Origin of the sequence: Salmonella sp. 741265055_HSA (genome assembly GCF_046569525.1) — a bacterium.
Classification (GTDB): domain Bacteria; phylum Pseudomonadota; class Gammaproteobacteria; order Enterobacterales; family Enterobacteriaceae; genus Salmonella; species Salmonella enterica.
The window spans coordinates 18497-36474 of the sequence record NZ_JBKFSQ010000004.1; the positions used below are offsets into that span (position 1 = coordinate 18497).

Annotated in this window: 18 protein-coding genes; all 18 read right to left on the reverse strand. The window is 58.1% G+C overall.

Annotated features, from left to right (window positions below; translation table 11 throughout):
• Positions 1 to 78 precede the first annotated feature (78 nt).
• On the reverse strand, positions 79 to 1131 hold the full coding sequence (gene eutR, locus ACLD4K_RS03360) for an HTH-type transcriptional regulator EutR (protein ID WP_000753665.1): 1053 nt from the start codon (positions 1129 to 1131) through the stop codon (positions 79 to 81).
• 47 nt (positions 1132 to 1178) lie between these two features.
• Positions 1179 to 1673, reverse strand: a complete 495-nt coding sequence (gene eutK / locus ACLD4K_RS03365) for an ethanolamine utilization microcompartment protein EutK (RefSeq protein WP_000606266.1) — start codon at positions 1671 to 1673, stop codon at positions 1179 to 1181.
• A gap of 12 nt (positions 1674 to 1685) precedes the next feature.
• Positions 1686 to 2345, reverse strand: a complete 660-nt coding sequence (eutL, locus tag ACLD4K_RS03370; protein ID WP_001111056.1) for an ethanolamine utilization microcompartment protein EutL — start codon at positions 2343 to 2345, stop codon at positions 1686 to 1688.
• A gap of 9 nt (positions 2346 to 2354) precedes the next feature.
• Positions 2355 to 3251 carry an ethanolamine ammonia-lyase subunit EutC gene (eutC, locus tag ACLD4K_RS03375; RefSeq protein ID WP_000372335.1) on the reverse strand — a complete coding sequence of 299 codons (897 nt, stop codon included), beginning with the start codon at positions 3249 to 3251 and terminating at the stop codon, positions 2355 to 2357.
• Between the two features lie 18 nt (positions 3252 to 3269).
• Entirely contained in the window at positions 3270 to 4631 is a 1362-nt protein-coding gene (gene eutB / locus ACLD4K_RS03380; RefSeq protein ID WP_000769990.1) for an ethanolamine ammonia-lyase subunit alpha, read from the reverse strand.
• An 11-nt stretch (positions 4632 to 4642) separates the two neighbouring features.
• A complete protein-coding gene (gene eutA, locus ACLD4K_RS03385) occupies positions 4643 to 6046 on the reverse strand; it encodes an ethanolamine ammonia-lyase reactivating factor EutA (protein WP_001097522.1) in 1404 nt (467 codons plus the stop codon).
• Positions 6043 to 7269, reverse strand: coding sequence for an ethanolamine utilization protein EutH (gene eutH / locus ACLD4K_RS03390; RefSeq protein ID WP_000512359.1), 1227 nt, complete (start codon positions 7267 to 7269; stop codon positions 6043 to 6045). Before eutH ends, eutA begins: the two co-directional genes overlap by 4 nt.
• Positions 7270 to 7388: 119 nt before the next feature.
• Positions 7389 to 8576 (reverse strand): ethanolamine utilization ethanol dehydrogenase EutG, encoded by a 1188-nt coding sequence (eutG, locus tag ACLD4K_RS03395; protein WP_001147505.1) that lies wholly within the window; start codon positions 8574 to 8576, stop codon positions 7389 to 7391.
• Positions 8566 to 9405: an ethanolamine utilization protein EutJ gene (gene eutJ / locus ACLD4K_RS03400; RefSeq protein WP_121768233.1), complete on the reverse strand. Its 840-nt coding sequence runs from the start codon at positions 9403 to 9405 to the stop codon at positions 8566 to 8568. The genes eutG and eutJ overlap by 11 nt, the downstream gene beginning before the upstream one ends.
• A 10-nt stretch (positions 9406 to 9415) precedes the next feature.
• Positions 9416 to 10819 (reverse strand): aldehyde dehydrogenase family protein, encoded by a 1404-nt coding sequence (locus tag ACLD4K_RS03405; protein ID WP_411011384.1) that lies wholly within the window; start codon positions 10817 to 10819, stop codon positions 9416 to 9418.
• Between the two features lie 11 nt (positions 10820 to 10830).
• Complete coding sequence (eutN, locus tag ACLD4K_RS03410) at positions 10831 to 11118, reverse strand: ethanolamine utilization microcompartment protein EutN (protein WP_001522340.1); 288 nt, start codon at positions 11116 to 11118, stop codon at positions 10831 to 10833.
• A 112-nt stretch (positions 11119 to 11230) separates the two neighbouring features.
• Positions 11231 to 11521 (reverse strand): ethanolamine utilization microcompartment protein EutM, encoded by a 291-nt coding sequence (eutM, locus tag ACLD4K_RS03415; protein WP_000387716.1) that lies wholly within the window; start codon positions 11519 to 11521, stop codon positions 11231 to 11233.
• A gap of 40 nt (positions 11522 to 11561) precedes the next feature.
• Entirely contained in the window at positions 11562 to 12578 is a 1017-nt protein-coding gene (gene pta, locus ACLD4K_RS03420) for a phosphate acetyltransferase (RefSeq protein WP_411011385.1), read from the reverse strand.
• On the reverse strand, positions 12575 to 13378 hold the full coding sequence (gene eutT, locus ACLD4K_RS03425) for an ethanolamine utilization cob(I)yrinic acid a,c-diamide adenosyltransferase EutT (RefSeq protein ID WP_000997656.1): 804 nt from the start codon (positions 13376 to 13378) through the stop codon (positions 12575 to 12577). Before eutT ends, pta begins: the two co-directional genes overlap by 4 nt.
• Positions 13375 to 14064, reverse strand: a complete 690-nt coding sequence (eutQ, locus tag ACLD4K_RS03430) for an ethanolamine utilization acetate kinase EutQ (RefSeq protein ID WP_000733867.1) — start codon at positions 14062 to 14064, stop codon at positions 13375 to 13377. The genes eutT and eutQ overlap by 4 nt, the downstream gene beginning before the upstream one ends.
• Positions 14042 to 14521, reverse strand: a complete 480-nt coding sequence (gene eutP / locus ACLD4K_RS03435) for an ethanolamine utilization acetate kinase EutP (protein ID WP_411011386.1) — start codon at positions 14519 to 14521, stop codon at positions 14042 to 14044. The genes eutQ and eutP overlap by 23 nt, the downstream gene beginning before the upstream one ends.
• Before the next feature lie 12 nt (positions 14522 to 14533).
• Entirely contained in the window at positions 14534 to 14869 is a 336-nt protein-coding gene (gene eutS / locus ACLD4K_RS03440; protein ID WP_411011387.1) for an ethanolamine utilization microcompartment protein EutS, read from the reverse strand.
• Positions 14870 to 15495: 626 nt separating this feature from the next.
• The gene (gene maeB / locus ACLD4K_RS03445; protein WP_000344299.1) at positions 15496 to 17775 is read right to left on the reverse strand and encodes an NADP-dependent oxaloacetate-decarboxylating malate dehydrogenase; all 2280 of its coding nucleotides are present in this window, start codon (positions 17773 to 17775) and stop codon (positions 15496 to 15498) included.
• Positions 17776 to 17978: the final 203 nt, after the last annotated feature.

Genomic DNA, 17978 nt, shown 5'->3' on the forward strand with positions numbered 1-17978 from the left:
ATCAGGCCTACAACCACAACGGCACCGCCCCGTAGGCCGGATAAGACGCAAAGCGTCGCATCCGGCACAAGAATGCCATCAAGCCCATTGCCGCATCCGTTGATGCAGCGTCAACGACGGTTTTTCGGCAAATAATTGCTGATAATCGGTGGCAAATTGCCCCAGATGCCAGAATCCCCACTGCATCGCGGCATCTTTGACCGTGGCGCTCTGCGACCACGGGCTAATCAGTTCCCGGCGTACTGCATTTAAGCGAATACGTTTCAGCCACGCATTGGGGCCAATGCCCAAAATGGCGTGAAACGCATTTTGCAGCGTGCGACGGCTTACGTGTAGCTGGTTACATAAGTCGAGCACCGTCAGCGGCTCCGACATATTTTCCAGCACATATTCCCGCGCCCGCGACAGTAGCCTACGATATCCCTGATGGCTGATGCTTTCGGCGCTATGAATCGGCTTCGCCTCTTCCAGCATCGTGCCCATCGCCAGCAACAAATTATCACTCAAGACCTTACGCACCGCAGGTTGATGCAGGGTTTCAGGACTCTCGCTAAAGGTGGCCAGCGCCTGCTGCACAAAGCCCCACAGCGCCGCTTTATGCTGCTCTTTTACCTCCAGCGCTAACTGGTTACGTAGCATATGCAGCACCCTTTCCGGGTTATGCAAAAACGTGGCCTGACGGGAAATAACATCTTCCGAGATAACGACGCCCAGAATGGTGTAATCATCCGGCGTGCTCAGTTCAAACTCGGTGCCTCCCGGTCGGGTGGCAATCTCGGCGCTGCCGAGCCCCTGCGCGCCGATAAATCCCTGTTCGCCGCGCGTCGCCGGAATACCAAACCAGAAAGAGTTTGGCCAAACCAGACACGACTGACGCAGCGCCAGGCCGGTGTATTCACGGAACACCTGAATCTCATCAAGCAGGATTTCCGTGAACTCGCCATGAAATTTACCCGGGTGTAACTGATCGTAGATCTGCTGCCAGGCGGTGATAGTCAGAGCATGTTCATAGACATCCGTCGTCCGTCGCTGATGAACATTGTCCACCTCGACTCTGGGCGTAAGTTTAACGTCTTCGGGTAACGCTTCATGATAAAGATGGTGCAAATTCGCTGTACGGGTCTTTTTCATGATCTTCTATGCCGGACGCCCGCCAGGACGCCCGGCCCTCCGACAGATTAATTTTTGATGCGATAGCGACTACTGCGTTTACGCAACGCTCCGTCAGAAAAGAGTTGTTCCAGCACGTTTCTGGCCTGCTCCAGCGGCCAGCCAAAATGCGCGGCAACCTCTCCCGCCGTCATTCCCTGGCGTACTGATGCCAGCAGCGCCAGTAACGCTTCAGCGAACTCAGGCGTTGCGGGTACCTGGGGCGCTTTCTCAGTCGGCGTTGTCGCACGCGCAAACCCGCCAATCAGCCACTGGGTGTCCTCTTCCGGACGACCAATTTCTTTGCGGCTAATCACACGGCCTGTGCGCTGCGCGGCGGCGCTTCCGGCATCCAGCGCCGCACGACACGCCGCCAGATCGCCCTCCACCACCAGCGTGAGCCTACCAGGGTCGAGCACTTGGTGACTGAGCAAACGCACGTTGGCCGCTTTCAGCATGGCATCCGCCGCATCGACGGCGGCGACCATTCCGTCCACTTCCAGTAATCCCAGGGCATTGATCATTGGCAGCCTCCGTTACGCACGCTGGACAGGGTTACGGGCGATATCCAGCACGGCGTCGGTAAAGGCGTTGCAGGCGGCTTTACACGCGGCCTGGCTTCCCGTTAAGAACGCGGCCGAATAGTTGGTTTCCGACGGCGGCGGCACGTAAGTCACCAGTTGAACGTCAGCGGATTTCATCGCCGCGTCAATGCCGAATGTCGCTTCCAGCGGCGGCGCTACCAGATAGGCCATTGGATCGCCCAGCGCGATACCTGCGGTAGACGAGAGGTACGAGCCGGTACGCGAAACCACATGCGCCAGGAACGCGGTATTTTCCGCATCGTTCGCCCACTGGAACGCCGCGCCGTTTTCAATGCTGGCGACCATTGCATCCAGACCGGCGCGCACTTCCGCCGGGTTCGGTCCGCCCAGCATAATCAACACCTCACCGGCGGTCGGCGACGGCCCGTGAGCCGCCCCGGCATAGAGGGAGCGGCCATAGACTACTTCCACCATCGCCTGTTTTGTCGCTTCGTCAGCGGCAATATAGGTCACATCATCAGAATCTGCCGTGATGAGTCCGAGACTACGTATATGTGGCGGTAATTTAAGTTCCCGCGCAAAGCCGTCATTCACGGAGGCAATCACGCGCATGGCAGTCACTGAAGGTCGAATCAAATCTAATGCAGGCATGATGTCTCCTTAACGGGTCATGTTGATGCCGGACGCTTTCTGCTCCAGCATCCGTTTGGCCAAATCCACAATCACGGCGGCGGCTTCTACTGGCGGCGTCCCCCCCTGATGAATGTTTGAAATACAGGTTCTGTCGGCCTCGACGGTGGTCGCCACGCGCGGGGAATAGACGGCGTAGCAGGAGAGGCTTTCCGACTGCCCCAGCCCCGGACGTTCGCCCACCAGCAGGATGACGACCTTCGCGCCGAGAATTTCGCCAATCTGATCTTCAATCTTCACGCGGCCATAGCGCACAAAGAACGGCGTGCCGACGTTCAGCCCGGCCTGCTTCAGACCGGCAAGCAGCGGCGGCAGGATCTCTTCATAGTTGGCGGTGATCGCATCCGTAGAGAGGCCATCGGAGACCACTACCTGCACATCCGGGTTCATCACGCACTGCGACTTCAGCGCGTCAATGGCTTCCGGGCTCAGGCGACGCCCCATATCCGGGCGCGTCAGGTACAGGTTTTTGTCGCTGATTTCCGAACGCACTTCCAGCAGCCCTTGCGCTTTGACCCACTCTTCCGGCACTTCTTTGAGCACGGTGTCTTTCGAACGGGAGTGATCCGCCAGGAAGCGCAACAGCGCCTGGGTACGTGGACGCGGCCCGGCACGACCCGTACAGACACGTGCCGCAGTACTGCGACGCAGTTCGGTCAGCACGTCCGCACGATGCGGGTTCTCGACGCCAATCCAGGCTTTTGCCTCCGCGGAACCTAAATCCAACGCGCAGCTTTCGGTCACCGTCGGCGCGGCGCACTGCGGCTTTGCGCCTTCCTGCGTTGACGGCGCGGCGGGTTGCGGTACGTCCTGTCCCATTGACGCCATCACGCTACGTACAATTTCTTCAATCTGTTTTTGATCCATGGTGTTATCCCCGCGTCATCAGAAGAACAGTGACGGATCGCCCGCCCGTTTGGTCAGACGACCGTTTGCCATAATGCCCATCGTTTCCAGCCAGCGTTCAAACTCCGGCGATGGCCGTAAATTCAGCAACTGACGGACGGTGGCGGTATCGTGGAAAGCGGTGGTCTGGTAGTTGAGCATGATGTCGTCGCCGAGCGGCATCCCCATGATGTAGTTACAGCCGGCAGTGGCGAGCAGAATCATCAGGTTTTCGTTAAGGTTCTGGTCGGCGTCGGCATGGTTGGTATAGCAGCAGTCGCAGCCCATTGAGATGCCGCTCAGCTTGCCCATAAAGTGATCTTCGAGACCGGCGCGGATAATCTGCCTGTCGTTGTAGAGATACTCCGGCCCGATAAAGCCCACGACGGTGTTCACCAGGAACGGATCGTAGTGGCGAGCCAGCCCGTAGTTACGCGCTTCCATCGTCACCTGGTCGGCACCAAAGTTCGCGCCAGCAGAGAGCGCAGACCCTTGCCCGGTTTCAAAGTACAGGCAGTTTTCCCCGGCGATGCGGTTGAACTCCGCCCCCACAGCCCGCGCTTCGTCGAGCATGGCCAGCTCGACGCCGAACTCTTTTAAGCCCTTCTCGCTGCCGCAAATGCTTTGGAAAATCAGTCCGCCCGGCGCGCCGCGACGAATCGCTTCAATCTGGGTGGTGACATGCGCCAGCACGCAGCCCTGGGTCGGAATATTGAATTTATCGATAACGCCGTAAACGGTGTCGAGCACGCGGGTCAGGTTCTCCACGTCATCGGTCACCGGGTTAACGCCGATCACCGCATCGCCTGCGCCGAAAGAAAGCCCTTCGTAGATTTGCGCGGCGATACTCTGTACATCGTCACGGGTATCGTTCGGCTGCAAACGGCAGCTAAAGGTGCCCGGAATACCGATGGTGGTATTGGCTTTTTTGATCACCGGCATTTTCTTGCCGCCGTAGATCAGGTCGGCGTTGGAGCAGATTTTCGCTACTGCCGCCACCACTTCGGAGGTCAGGCCTTTGCGGGTAAACGCGATGTCGTCCACGGAGGTTTCATCGCTCAGCACGTATTCGCGCAGCTCGCTGATGCTCCAGTTTTTAATCCGGTTATAGGCCGTTTCGTTGACGTCGTCCTGAATCAGGCGCGTCACGCAATCCTCTTCATAGGCAATCACCGGATTGTTGCGGATATCCGCCACCGTCATTTCCGACAGTACCTGTTTTGCCGCTACGCGCTCCTGCGAACTTGCCGCGGCAACCCCGGCCAGCACATCCCCCGAACGCAGTTCGTTGGCTTTAGCCAGTACCTCTTTTACATCCTTAAACTGATAAACATTGCCGAACAATGTGGTCTTTAGTTTCATAAGTCGTTCCCTCAGGAAGGAAATGCGAGTGATTTCACCGTCACCGGCACAACCGATCCGCCAAAAAGAGGCGTACCAATGTCGATATAGTCTCCCGCCCGCACGACCACCTCATCGATGACCGCCAGCGGAAGTTGCGGTAACTGTGGGCGCAATAACATGCCCAGCGCTTTACCAAAATCCTGCTCGGCCACCACCAGCAGGGGATGTGGATTGGGATAACGCGCGACAAAAGCCGTCAGCGCGTTGATGACCGTGAGTAATGCGGCGTAACGCACCGGGAGCGTGGCGGGAAGCGCCAGCACGTAAGCGTCGGTTTGCGGGTCGAGATCAAGCTGGAGAAGCGCCTGCCGCCAGGCGTTCACCAGATCGGCGTCATCCTGCGGGATCGCCACCGGCAGGTTGCGCAGCGGCAGTTGGACGTCTTCCAGCCAGATAGTACTGCCGGAAAGCGAGAGCGTATGGGCCCCCGCGCCAATCACCGTGGCGCGTACGGTTTGCGCCGGAAACTGCACGTTCATCTCGCGCAGGCGCGGATGTTCATGCAACGCCGTGGCGAGCAGCGGTCCAATATCAGAAAAGCAGAACGGATCGGCAGGTTGGTTGCGGTAGCATTCACCTACCCCACCGGAAAGGGTGATCACCTCCGGCGTAATATCGGCGGGCAGCAGCCCGGTTTGCATCAGCGATTGCGCCAGCGGCGAGAGCGCGCCAGTGATAACCTCGACGATGAGATCCGCCATCCGCCGCGCCACCTGCCCTAACTGTGCGGCAGCCAAGGCGCGAGCATCAGTACCCGAACCGAACACCTCATCGATAATCATCTGCCCCGGCTGATGGGCATAAACCACGCGCCCCTGAGCGTCGGTTTCCAGCAGGCGACCACCGACGTTAAGGCAGGCGGTGCCGCTGACTTTTCCCGCGTCAAACAGCGCGTAGTTAGACGTGCCGCCACCGATATCAATATTCAGCACCCGACACATCCGCTGCTCAGACAAGCTTTGCGCCCCGGCGCCGTAACCGGCAATGACCGATTCCAGATGCGGCCCGGCGCTGGCGACCACAAAGTCGCCCAGCGACTGCGAGAGCGCCATGACCGCCGGACGGGCGTTGCGGGTTTTGGCGCTTTCGCCGGTGATAATGATAGCCCCTGAGTCCACCGATTCAGGCGCGATGCCTGCGGCCTGATACTGGGCCAGAATCAGCGCTTTAAGTTCGGCCTCTTTCAGACCGCCCTGCTTATCCACGGGCGTAAAGAAGACCGGGCTTTGCCAGCTAATGTCGCGTTTGATGAATTCGTAGCGCGGCACCTGCGACACCGCCGCACGGTTAACCAACTCCAGGCGCGAAAAGATCACCTGCGTGGTGGTGGTGCCGATATCGATACCGACGCTCAGTAGCTGGCGAGTGTTCACGATTGCGCCTCCGCTTCGGTTTTCACCTGGGCGGCGTCGTCTTTCGGCACCAGCATCATCGCCACGCCAATCGCCGTCACGCCGCCGATCAGCTTGCCAACGATCATCGGGAAGATCATGGCGTTCATGTTGGCAGCGGCGAAGCCTAAATGGTCGCCCAGAGCGAATGCCGCAGAGACGGCAAATGCGCAGTTAATCACTTTGCCGCGGGTATCCATCTGCTTCATCATGCCGAACATGGGGATATTGTTCGCCAGGGTCGCCACCATGCCTGCCGCCGCAATATTATTTACGTTCAGCAGTTTACCGACATTCATCAACGGTTTTTCAAACCAGCGGGTCAGTAACAGCACCATCGGATACGCGCCGAGCAGCACGCAGGAGATAGAGCCGATCACTTCAATGGCGCGCATCACTTCGCCGGGTTTGTCGCCTGGCGCCATAAAGATCGGGTCGAGTCCCGGAATCAACTCCCAGCCCAACAGGAATTTAACCACCGCCGCCGCCAGACCGATGGTGATCAGCGCCACGAGGAATTTGGCGAAGATCTGAAAGCCATTGATCATTTTTTCCGGGATGAACTTCAGCCCCAGCGCTACCAGCACCGCGACGATCAATACCGGGATCATGTTCATCAGGATCAGCGCGAAGGTAAACTCCACTGGCTGACCATTGATCTGCACGCCTGAGTACATGGCGATCAATCCCCCCGCAATGCAGCCAATGGGAATGGTGACGATACCCGCCAGTACGCCAAGCGCCAGGTAGCGGCGGTCAGACGGTTCGATAATGCCGAGCGCCACCGGAATGGAGAACACAATGGTCGGCCCCATCATCGACCCAAGGATTAACCCTGAGTATAGCCACGCCGCGACATCACCGCCGGCCAGCTCTTTGGCGAGGAAGAATCCGCCCATATCACAGGCCAGCAGCGTACCCGCGAACATGGATGGGTTCGCGCCCAGCATTTCGTATACCGGGATAATAACCGGCCCCAGTACATGCGCCAGCACTGGCGCCAGCGCGGTCATACCGACCATCGCCAGCCCCAGCGCGCCCATCGCCATAAAGCCCTCTTCAAACTGGCCGCCAGACCCCTCGATACTCTTGCCGAATTTACCGAGGAAGCGCGCCGACCCGCCGAACTGCGACAGGATTCTGTCCACGGCGGCAATCAGCATAAAGAACATCATGATGTACATGATGATTTCGTTAATTCCCATAGCCCTTACTCCCTGCCATTTATGATTTGTAGGCCGGATAAGACGTTTACGTCGCCTCCGGCATTAACGCCGTGTTATTGCCGGATAGCGGTGCAAGCACCTTATCCGGCCTACAGGCATTACCCGGCAGCCGCGTACAGATCGATAATCTGTGCCTGTGTGGCGGTGCGTGGGTTACTGCGCAGACAAATATCCTCCAGCGCGGCTTGCGCCCACGCGCTGTAGTGTTCGGGTTTGGCGCCAGCGTCAGCCAGCCGTTTGCTCTGGCCCACTTCGGCAATCAGCTCGCTCACCGCCGCAATCGCATCGCGATCGTCCGATTTCTTATTGGTTAACGCCCGACCGATTTGACTGAAGCGTTCGCGGCATACCATCCGGTTAAAGCCCATGACCGTTGGCAGCAGCATAGCGTTGGCCTGGCCGTGCGGAATATGCAGCGCCGCCCCTGGCTGGTGCGCCATTGCATGACACAGCCCCAGACCGGCGCTGGAAAAGGCCATTCCCGCCATACAGGAGGCCAGTAACATATTTTCACGCGCCGCCAGATCGTGGCCGTAACCCACGGCTTTCGGCAGCGATTTGCCAATCATCGCTATCGCGCCAATCGCCAGGCTGTCGGTAAACGGCGTGGCGTTGAGCGCGCTGTAGGCCTCAATCGCATGAGTCAACGCATCGATACCGGTCATCGCCGTCACGTTTGGCGGAACGCCTTCGGTCACGGCAGCATCAAGAATCGCCACATCCGGCATTAGTGACGCGTGTGCCAGCACCTGCTTGCGCCCGCTGACCGCGTCGATAATCACCGTCACGTTGGTGGTTTCAGAACCGGTTCCGGCGGTAGTCGGCACCGCAATCAGCGGCAGACGCGGGCGTAATGTACTGCGCTCGGTCATGGCGCTCAGCGTCTGGTCAGGGTTAGTCACCAGCAGGGCGACCGCTTTCGCCGCGTCCAGCACCGAACCGCCGCCAAAGGCCACTACGCCGTCGCACGCCGCCTCACGCAGTTGCGCCACCGCCGCGCAGACATCGGTGATGCACGGCTCGCCAGGCGGACACGGCCAGACCGTCATCGCCACGCCTTTCATCGCCAGGCTGCGTGCCAGCGGCGCGGTCATTCCCGCCTGATGCAGGAAGCTGTCGACCATCACAAACAGATGGCTTACGCCTCGCGCTTGCGCTTCCTGGCCGCAGGCGCCGAGCGCCCCAAGTCCGCACAGCGTGACCGGCGGTACGCTGAACGTTTTCACCCGTTGCAGATTCAGTGTGTCGAATGCCTGAAACAGCGCCGTCTGTAGTTCAGCTTGCATAGAGTCCCTCCGCTTTCGCTCTCCCGCTGTTGGCTATCGCCAGCGGGGTCATAAACAGGCTGTGCTGCGGCAAATGCACCTGTAACTCCGGGAAACGCTGGCGAAATAACGCCTCCACGCCCGGCTGCATACAGGAGCCGCCCGCCAGCCATAAATCAGCAATTCCTTGCCCTTCAATATGGCAAGCGACGATTTCCGCCATCTTTTCGTACACCGGCTTCACTACCGGCCAAATCTCCTGCGCATTGCTGCGCTTGTACTGTTCCGCCTCTTCCAGGGGAATACGGCGGTTGCCCGCCAGCGTCAGGGAGATATGGTGCCCGCCAGTGGCTTCATCGGCGGAGTAAGTCACCTTGCCCTGTTTGACGATGGCAATGCCGGTAGTGCCGCCGCCAATATCCACCACGCCTGCATTATCAAGCGCCAGCAGATCCGCCACCGCCGTCGGCTCATCCAGTACGTGGCTGACTTCTAACCCGGCAGACTCCAGCACGTTGATCGAAATACGCGGGTCGGTGCCCGGCGGGAACGAGGTCGCCGCGTGGGTAAAGCGGCAGCCGAGCTGCTGTTCAAGGGTGTCGAGATGGCGGCGCACGAGGGTGACGGCGCCGAAGAAATCCCAGACGATGCCATCACGCACAACGTCGGCCCAGTCAAGGCACACCGCCACCGGCTGGGCGTTGCCGTCGACCACCATCGACACCACGTCGCAGGTGCCCAAATCGACGCCCAGCCACAGCGGCGCGTCGCTGGCGGCGGGCGTCTGGTTACACAGGGCCGCCGCTTTTTGCAGTCTTGGGGTGAGCCAGAGTTGTTCGTCGTGCGCCATGAGTCATCCCTTATACAATGCGAAACGCATCCACCAGCACGCATCGACGCAGCCGCACAAAGGTACGCGCGCTGGTCACGCCTTCGCCGGTTGGCGTGGTGATAGTCATGGTGGTCCAGCCTTCTCCGCCCAATCCAAGCCCGGCAATGCACGGCCCGTTTTTGACGAAAATGCTGGTGTCGATGGCGTTCGCCATCTGGTTCATGTTGTCGATATTGCGCGAGTGCATCGCCGCCGTATGGTGGCAACCGCCTTCAAGCTGAACCGCCAGGGCGATGGCTTCTTCGACGTTGGCGACCCGCACCACCGGCAGTACCGGCATCATCATTTCAGTGACGGCAAACGGATGGTTAGCGGGCGTTTCCACAAATAGCAGGCGCGTTTTATCCGGGACGTTCAGGCCGATGGCTGCGGCGATCTTGCCCGCGTCACGACCGACCCAGTCACGGCTGACGGTGCCTTTGCCGCGCTCATCAATATTCTTCAGCAGCACCGGCTGGAGCTGTTCGGCCTGAGCGGCGGTCAGTTTCACCGCGTGCTGACCTTCCATCAGACGCATCAGCTCGTCGGCGACGCTATCCAGCACAATCAGCACTTTTTCGTCAGCACAGATGATGTTGTTATCAAACGACGCGCCTTTGACGATGGATTGTGCAGCGCGCGGCAGGTCGGCGGTCTCATCCACCACCACCGGGGGATTACCGGCACCGGCGGCGATCAGGCGTTTATTAGTATGTTTACGCGCCGCGTCCACCACCGCTTCGCCGCCAGTCACCACCAGCAGGCCAATACCGGGATATTTGAACAACCGCTGGGCGGTTTCGATATCCGGGTTCGCCACGGTGACCAGCAAATTTTCCGGGCCGCCGGCGGCGACCACCGCCTGATTGAGGAGGGTGATTGCCCGCTGAGAGACCTTTTTCGCCGCCGGATGCGGGGCAAACACGACGCTGTTGCCTGCGGCAATCAGGCTGATGGCGTTATTAATCACCGTCGCTGCCGGATTGGTGGACGGCGTGACCGAGGCCACCACGCCCCACGGCGCATTTTCAATCAGCGTCAGGCCGTTATCGCCGGTCAGCACCTGCGGAGATAAACACTCGACGCCCGGCGTGCCGCGCGCCTGCGCCACGTTTTTAGCAAATTTATCGTCAACGCGTCCCATACCGGTTTCGCTGACGGCAAGTTCCGCTAATTCTCGGGCGTGTTTTTCGCCCGCCTCGCGAATGGCATGAATGGCAAGCTGGCGCATCGCCACGCTCTTCAGCCCCTGCTGGGCCCGTTTTGCTGCCGCCACTGCGTCATCCAGGGAGGCAAAAACGCCCATCTCATGAACAGTGCTGGCCGGCTGGCTGCTGTCTTTCATTTTCAGCAGTACCGCTTTCACCACCTGTTCAATATCCTGTTGATTCATGATGTTCAGTCCTATTTATGGAAAACCACTTTCCCGCCAGCCACCACTTCATCGACGATGCCAATGACGCACAGATCGACCGGTGATAATTCGCTGCGATGCGCCTGGCGTGCGGAACTGCCGCTGACCAGCAGTACCCACTCTCCGGTTCCCGCCCCGATACTGTCGATAGCGACGGCACACTGCCCGTCGGGGTTGCCCTGGGCATCGATCATTTCCACCATCAGCAATTTGTCATGCGCCAGTCCCTGATGGCGGACGGTACATACGATTTGTCCTGTGACGACTGCCAGTTTCATATCCGCCTCCATGGATTGCCCGTTGGGTCGTAGGCCTTGAATCTGCGCACCATCAGGCAATGGCGCGCATTCATGCCGGATGGCGACGCTGCGCGTCTTATCCGGCCTACCATCAAATGTTGCTGTCGCCTTTGAAGCTGATCGGGAACACTTCTTCCAGATCGCCGTGCGGGCGTGGAATCACGTGTACAGAGACCAGCTCGCCAATGCGCTGCGCCGCAGCGGCGCCAGCATCGGTTGCGGCTTTGCACGCCGCCACGTCGCCACGCACCATGGCCGTACACAGGCCACCGCCAATCTGCTTCACGCCGACCAGCTTCACGCGTGCGGCTTTTACCATCGCATCTGAGGCCTCAATCAGCGCAACCAGGCCCCGGGTTTCAATCATTCCTAATGCTTCCATCGTGTTTTCCTCTCATTAAAGGGGTCCAGAACGGGACCGTTCATTCAACCAGTGTGTGTAAGCTGCGTTCGCGGCTCACGTCAGCCTGGCGCGGCACGGCTGCCACCAACGCCAGTTCGATAATTTCCTGCACGCTACAGCCTCGGGAGAGGTCGTGAAGCGGCGCGGCAAGCCCCTGAATTAGCGGCCCAACCGCGCGATAGCCTCCCAGACGCTGAGCGATTTTGTAGCCAATATTGCCCGCCTCCAGCGACGGGAAAATCATCACGTTGGCGCGGCCTTGCAGCGGGCTGTCAGGCGCTTTTTGCGCGGCAACCTCCGGCACGAAAGCGGCGTCAAACTGCAATTCACCGTCCACAAGCAGTTGCGGCGCACGTTCGCGAACGAGCTCTGTCGCCTGCTGCACGTTGGCAACGTTGGGGTGACGGGCGCTGCCGTTGCTTGAAAATGACAGCATCGCCACGCGCGGCTCTTCGCCGGTAATGGCCCGCCAGGTGTCGGCGCTGGCGATAGCGATATCCGCCAGCTGCGCCGCCGTCGGCTGCGGCACTACGCTGCAATCGGCGAACCCTAATGCCGGACCGGCATACTGCGGCAGCATCAGGAAAATAGACGACAATGTTTTGCACCCGGGTTGCAGGCCAATCACCCGCAGCCCTGCGCGCAGCACATTCGCCGTTGACGACAGGTTGCCTGCGATACACACATCAGCCTCACCGGCGCTCACCATGGCGGCAGCGAACATTAGCGGGTCGCTAAGCTTTTCCACTGCGTCCGGCGGCGTTTTTTCTCCGGCACGGGCAAGCCAGCGTTGCGCAAAACGCTGGCGCATACTCAGGTTGCTGTGTGGGTCGATGACCTGAATGCCATCCATCGCCATACGATAACTCAGGGCAAACTGACGCAGCGCAAACGGACTGGCGACCAGAACGGGGCGAGCCAGACCGTACTGTTGCAGGTAATGCGCCGCTTTCAGCACGCGTTCGTCCAGCGCATCGGGAAAGACGACTCTGGCGGGGGCGCGTACCGCCAGTTCGCGGGCGCGTTCAATGATCATGGCTTCTCTCCCAACCGTTGTTGAATTTGGGCGACCGTCAGCGGATGTTTCGCCACGCTCAAAATCATCATCACGTAAACCGTGCTGGAGAGACGGTTCAGCGCCTGTAAAATGTCCGGGCGCAAGACCTCAAAACTACGGGTAATAAACACTTGTGCGGCGAGGGTTTCCGTTTCGCGGACTTTGGTTCGCAGCAGATTAAGCAGCGCCGCATCGCGACCGTGGCTGGCCTCCGGTACCAGGTGATCGTGGTCGAGATAGCGCAGCGGCTGGTGGGAAAGCCGATGCAGCTCATCCTCGTTCAGCCCGACGATAGACTGCGCCGCCAGCGGTTCATCTATAGCGTCGGCGCGCATAATGTTGCCCAGCCGCGAGCGGATATCGAAAAGCCACGGCTGCCAGGGTTCCGCCAGTTCGATTTGTAGCCACACGGTCAGCGCGATGGCGCTGTCGAGCGCGGCGCGAAAGCCGAGGCGCGGGTCGCTTTTGGCGACCATTTTGTCCGCCGTCAGATGGGTCAGCGTATCGGGCTTTTTCACCACCGGCTGGCGGCACAGTTCACAGCAGGCCTGTGGGTGCGTATCGCTACTGGTTAAGCCATGTACCGGCTGCGGCTGCTGTTCGTCATCATCGACAAACAGCCGGCCTTGCGGATCCAGAAACTTAATGCGCAGGCGGCGGCTTTCCAGCAGTTCCCGGGCCGAGGGCGTCAGTCGTGCATCAGCGGGCAGATGGATTTCCGATCCTTCGCTGAGCGTATGATTCGCTCTGAGCCACGTTTCGGTGATGAAATCGTTCATACGGATTGCCAGTTCGCAGGCCACGCCACGTACAGAAAGCGCACGGACGTTGGCGTGCCAAATTCAATGCTGGAGCCTTTAGGGATGAACATCACATCTCCGGCTTTGGCAATCATGGTTTCGCCTTCATGGCGTACGTGCAGTTCGCCCTCCAGCACCATGTCGATTTCGTCGTAGTTCAGCGTCCACGGGAAAAAGGCGTTGTCCCACTGCATAAACCCGGCGGCCATGCTGCTGCCGTCCTGCTCTGTAACCAGATCGGTTAAGCCGACGCAGTGCGGTTCGGCGCCGTCGAAGCGGCCAAATTTCACGCTGCTGCCGTCAATGACTTTCACGCCGCCTTTACCCGTGACGGAGGTAAAGCTCGGCTGCATCGTCCCCAGTTCCAGCGACTGCTTTTCCTTCAGCACTTTTTCCATCAACTGCGCCACCAGGCTTTCAGTAAACTGCCCTTCCGGGAGCTGCGCGATGATGGCTTCCCGAATGCGCTGGCTTTCGCTTTTACACGCCTGCGCCGATGTGGATGCCGGAACGGACTCGTCGCATTCGGTAATCGTGAAGCCCAGTAGTTCCGCCACTTCGCGAGCCTCCGGGGTAATAATGCTGGCGCGCAGCACTACCGACATCGCCTGTTCGCCGCGGGCGTGGGCCGCACGAATATCGTTAGCTGTGATAAGTTTTTTCACCTGCCTCTTCCTCCTGTTCACTGAGAGCTGCCAGATAATCCACCAACTGCCGCACGCTTTGCGGGTCGTGGCCGTTGAGCTCGAAAATCGGCTCCCGGAATCCAATCTCGCAAAGCAACTGCCGCGTAGCGGCGACGTCGGCATCCGGCATGTCCGTTTTGCTGATAACGGCGATATGTCGTTTACGGGTTCCAACATCCAATAACCCGGCAGGTAAGCGACTTTCTTTATCGTTTGCCGCGTGGACATAAATCAGCGTGTCCACATCCTGCAACGTGGTAATTAAGGCGTGATACCAACGGGGATGGCTAAAATATTCACCCGGCGTATCTATATCGCCATGCTCATTAAATTCCACGGCCTGCGTTTTTCTGGCGAGGGAATAATTTCCCCGTAACGCGTTAAAAAGCGTTGTCTTTCCGGCACCGACCGCGCCGACAAAAGCAATACGTTTCATTACCGCCACCAATTAACTTTTTGTTAACTCACACAGGGTAAAGTTTAATAATCGCCCTAGTCCGCAGACCGTCTGTAATAGCGCTTCTTCTACTGCGCCGACGGTGCCATAAATCACCAGCGCGCCGCTAAATCTGTCGAGAAAACCGATGTGTACATCCGCAGCCTTCATCGCTAAATCGCCAGCGATCATGGCCGTTTCCCCCGGCGTTAAGGTCATAATGCCAATCGCGCCAGCATCGGGAACGCCGATCTTTTTCGCCAGTTCTTCACCAGGGTGCGCAATGAGATGCGCCAGCGTGACCTGTTTGCCCGGCACAAATTCCTGAATAATGCGTTCTTTATTCATTGCTCACCGTCTCCACTGAAACTGCCGTCATCGTGGCAATTTTTTGTCGGAGTAAATAACAAAATTCGGCAAGGTGATGTAAAAGGTGAGGTAGATCACTAAGAAAAAGAAAATAAAGGTGCCTTCTGTTGAAGGTGTTAACGATAAATATCGTGGTGCATCACATTTTCAGGTGTCATTCTGAATTTAAGCCTGTTCTGCAATAAATACCCCACCGGCTATTCTTTGTATTACTACCATCGATAAAAATAATTCGTATTACTCTATTTGTGCATAGTACAGATTCAGTGAAATAAGAGCCTATCCCACCAGGCGTTATTGGCGCAGCCAGTTTGGACACGGACAGCGCGCAAAAACCGGAGCGTACACGTAGTACGTGAGGTTTGACTCGCTACGCTCGCCCTTCGGGCCGCCGCAAGCGGCGTTCAAAACGCTAACGCGTTTTGGCGAGCACTGCCCAGGACCAAAATAGCAAGTAAAATAGCCCTAATGGGATAGGCTCTAAGTAGGGGTAACGCAATAGGTTCCAGAATATCCCCACCCGAGCCTTTCATACCATGGCGAAGCCCAGCGGCGCATAAAAAAAGCGCAGGAGAACCTGCGCCAGAAGAGAGAGTAATGCGTTATTAAAGCGGCGTGGTTTGCGCTTCAACTACCGCTAACGCCACCATATTCACGATACGGCGTACAGAGGCGATCGGCGTTAATACATGTACCGGTTTAGACACGCCCATCAGGACCGGGCCGACCGTGACGCCTTCGGAACTGGAGACGCGGAGTAAGTTGTAACTAATGCGGGCGGCTTCCATATTCGGCATCACCAGAATATTGGCGGCTCCCTTCAGCGGACTATCCGGCATCCGGTCATTACGAATACTTTCCACCAACGCCGCATCACCGTGCATCTCACCGTCAATCATCAGATCGGGCGCTCGTTCGCGTACCCGCTCAAGGGTTTCGCGCATTTTGCTGGCGGACAGCGAATTTGAGGAACCAAAGTTAGAGTGCGACAACAGCGCGACTTTCGGCTCAATACCAAAACGGCGAACGGTTTCCGCCGCCATTACGGCGATCTCCGCCAACTGTTCCGGCGTGGGATCTTCGTTAACATAAGTATCGGCGATAAAAGTGTTGCCGCTTGGCAGCAGTAAGGCATTCATCGCCCCTGCCGTATGCACGCCGTCACGGTAGCCAAAGACGGCTTTCACGACGCTGAAATGCTCATGGTAGTCCCCGATGGTGCCGCAGATCATCGCATCCGCTTCCCCACGCTGCACCATGATCGCGCCAATGGCCGTATGGTTGCCGATCATCGCACGCTGCGCCTGTTCCTGAGTTACCCCGCGACGCTTCATGATCTGGTAATACTCGCTCCAGTACTCTTTGAAGCGCGGATCGGATTCATTATTCACGATCTCGAAATCAACGCCCGCTTTGATCTGTAGCCCCAGTTTCTGGATACGCATTTCGATCACGCTCGGACGCCCGATCAGAATGGGCTTCGCCAGCCCCAGGGTTATCAACTCCTGGGTTGCGTGCAGCACGCGCGCCTCTTCCCCTTCCGGCAGCACTACGCGCTTCGGATCTTTGCGTGCCTGCGAGAAGATCGGCTTCATGAACAGGTTGGTTTTGTAGACAAACTCGGTCAGTTTATCGATATAGGCATCAAAGTCAGCAATCGGGCGCGTCGCCACGCCGGAATCCATTGCCGCTTTCGCGACCGCCGGAGCGATTTTGACAATCAGACGCGGGTCAAACGGTTTCGGAATAATGTATTCCGGCCCAAAGCTCAGGTCCTGATCGCCATAGGCCGAGGCCACCACTTCGCTCTGTTCGGCGTGCGCCAGCTCGGCAATCGCACGGACCGCCGCCAGTTTCATCTCTTCGTTGATCGCCGTCGCGCCGACGTCCAGTGCGCCGCGGAAGATAAACGGGAAGCACAATACGTTGTTCACCTGGTTCGGATAGTCGGAACGACCGGTACAGATAATGGCGTCCGGGCGCACTTCTTTCGCCAGCGGCGGCAGAATTTCCGGTTCCGGGTTAGCCAGCGCCAGAATCATTGGCGCGCGGGCCATTTTCTTCACCATCTCCTGAGTCAGCACTTTCGGGCCTGAACAGCCGAGGAAAATATCCGCGCCGTCAATGACCTCATCCAGCGTGCGCTTGCCGCTGTCGTCTACCGCATAGGCCGCTTTGGTCTCCGCCATATTCGGCTCACGGCCTTTGTAAATAACGCCCTTAGAGTCGCACACCACGATGTTGTGCTTTTGCATCCCCAACGCGACCAGCAGGTTCATACAAGCGATTGCCGCCGCCCCTGCGCCGGAGACGACCATCCGCACGTCGGAAATATTTTTCTCTACGACTCGCAGGCCATTAAGAATGGCGGCAGTACTGATGATCGCCGTTCCGTGCTGATCGTCATGGAAAACCGGGATGTTCATGCGCTCGCGCAGTTTCTGCTCAATATAGAAACATTCCGGCGCTTTAATGTCTTCGAGGTTAATGCCGCCAAAGGTCGGCTCCAGCGCCGCGACCACGTTGATAAATTTGTCCGGGTCAAGCTCATCGACTTCAATATCAAACACATCGATGCCGGCGAATTTTTTAAACAGAACGCCTTTGCCTTCCATGACCGGCTTGCCGGCCAGCGCGCCGATGTTGCCTAACCCCAGCACCGCTGTACCGTTGGAAATGACCGCGACAAGGTTGCCGCGCGCGGTGTATTTGTAGGCTGCCAGCGGATCTTTTTCGATTTCCAGGCAGGGCGCCGCCACGCCTGGCGAGTAAGCCAACGCCAGATCGCGTTGGGTGGCAAGGGGCTTAGTCGGAGAAACCTGAATTTTACCGGGTACCGGAAATTCGTGGAAATCAAGGGCGCTTTGTTTTAACTGCTCATCCATCTTGTTGTTCCTTTCACGTATCGTTCAAAAAGTGACGCGGCCTGGTGCGCCGCACATTATCACCGTACTGCGCAACACAAACTTTGAAGGTCTGCAAACTATCACGACGCGGCGCAAGAGTTTGTTATCAATTTATAACGGCCATGTTACCTGCTTATACCAGCAATACCATGCCTGTCTGCTATGCTTTTTGGTTATGTAGT